We start from the raw sequence: 1,690 nt of genomic DNA, 5'->3' as shown, positions 1-1,690 counted from the left end.
CCGCTATCTAAAAACACAACCCCCTCTACCCCCCCCCCACCCCCAGCCCCCACCCCCGCGTCTCCGCCTGCCGGGGTGCTCTGCGCACCGCTCCCGCCCGTCCGCGAGTCATCGCGGCCGCGGCCTCCCCGGCGGCACCGTTCCCCGTCCCCAGGGGATCGGTGCCCGTCTTCGACCGGCTCGGGGCCGGTGTCCTGCTTCCCCCTGTTCAGCGGGCGATCAGATCGGCGACGGCCTGGGCCTGGTTCGCCATCTGCTCCCACCCGCCGAAGAGCAGCACCAGGAGCACGGCGCACGGCAGGGCCATGGCCAGCGCCACGGCGGGGTGCCGCGTGGGCTGCTCGGTGGACCGGGACTGGACGAAGGCCGGCCGACGGCGGCGGGGGGCTCCCGTGAGCTGCGGTGGCATGTCCTTGCTCCTGATCCGGTCGAGTTTGGCGCGGTGGACGGCTTACCTCGGGGGACGAGCTCCCCGTCCACCGCTGGACACAACGCTATGGCCCGAGCTCCCCTCCGGACGTCATGCCGTCGTACTGTTCGTCGGACGTCCGGGAGGATGACGATCCGACTCGCGACCTACTACCGCAGGGGGACGGAAGTCTCATCCGACCCCCGAGGGAACCCTGAGGGGCAACCCCGAGACGCCCCTTGACGGCCCGGTGACCTGCAGGTCAGCGCAAGATCGGACAATCGCACGGTGGCTTCAGGTGTTGCGTATCAGCACACCGCAGCGGGCAGTCCGTAAGCTGTGCCAGACAGGAACTGACGATGGCCCAACCGACGGGGCCTCACCCACAGGCTGACGGGGAACGAGACATGGCGATGATGCGGCTGAGGCGTGAGGACCCCCGCATCGTCGGGCCGTACCGCCTGCACCGGCGACTTGGCGCCGGCGGCATGGGAGTGGTGTACCTCGGCTCCGACCGCCGCGGGCAGCGCGTCGCCCTCAAGCTGATCCGGGCCGAGCTCGCCGAGGACCAGGAGTTCCGCACCCGCTTCGCCCGTGAGATCGCCGCCGCCTCCCGGATCCGGGGCGGCTGCACCGCGCGCGTGGTCGGCTCCGACATCGAGGCCGACCGGCCCTGGCTGGCCACCGCGTACGTGCCGGGGCCCTCGCTCTACAAGCGGGTCGGCGACGAGGGACCGCTGAACTGGCCCGAGGCGGCCCGGATCGGGGCCGCGCTGGCCGACGGGCTGGTCAAGGTGCACGAGGCGGGGGTGGTCCACCGGGACCTCAAGCCCTCCAACATCCTGCTCTCGCCCCGGGGCCCGCGGATCATCGACTTCGGCATCGCGTGGTCGCGCGGCGCCAGCACGCTCACCCACGTCGGCACCGCGGTCGGCTCCCCCGGCTTCCTCGCGCCGGAGCAGGTGCGCGGGGCCGCCGTCACGCCCGCCACCGACGTCTTCGCGTTCGGGGCCACGCTCGCGTACGCGCTCACCGGGGACACCCCGTTCGGGTCCGGGGCGTCCTCCGAGGTGATGCTCTACCGGGTCGTCCACGAGGAGCCCGACCTCTCGGCCGTACCGCCGCAGCTGGCGCCGCTGATCCGGGCCTGCCTGGCCAAGGAGCCCGCCGAGCGGCCCGGGGCCGCCGCGCTGCACGAGCGGCTCAGCGAGCTGGCGGCGCGCGGTACGGCGGCGGGGGCCTCCGGCGGCGCCCGCGGCGGGCGCCCCGGGCGGAACGCCC

At 73.8% G+C, this 1,690-nt stretch carries 2 protein-coding genes; one reads left to right on the top strand and one right to left on the bottom strand.

From position 1 onward, the window contains the following. Positions 1–208 precede the first annotated feature (208 nt). Entirely contained in the window at positions 209–409 is a 201-nt protein-coding gene (locus ABZW03_RS40580) for a hypothetical protein (RefSeq protein ID WP_355269861.1), read from the bottom strand. 407 nt (positions 410–816) lie between these two features. On the opposite strand from ABZW03_RS40580, the gene ABZW03_RS40575 reads away from it, so the two are divergent. Then, positions 817–1,690, top strand: an 874-nt coding sequence (locus ABZW03_RS40575; RefSeq protein ID WP_355269859.1) for a serine/threonine-protein kinase, incomplete at its 3' end; no start/stop codon positions are given.

It is taken from the genome of Kitasatospora sp. NPDC004799 (genome assembly GCF_040609095.1).
Classification (GTDB): domain Bacteria; phylum Actinomycetota; class Actinomycetes; order Streptomycetales; family Streptomycetaceae; genus Kitasatospora.
Note: the sequence above shows the minus strand (reverse complement) of the source record. Positions and strands in the feature narration are given on the sequence as shown.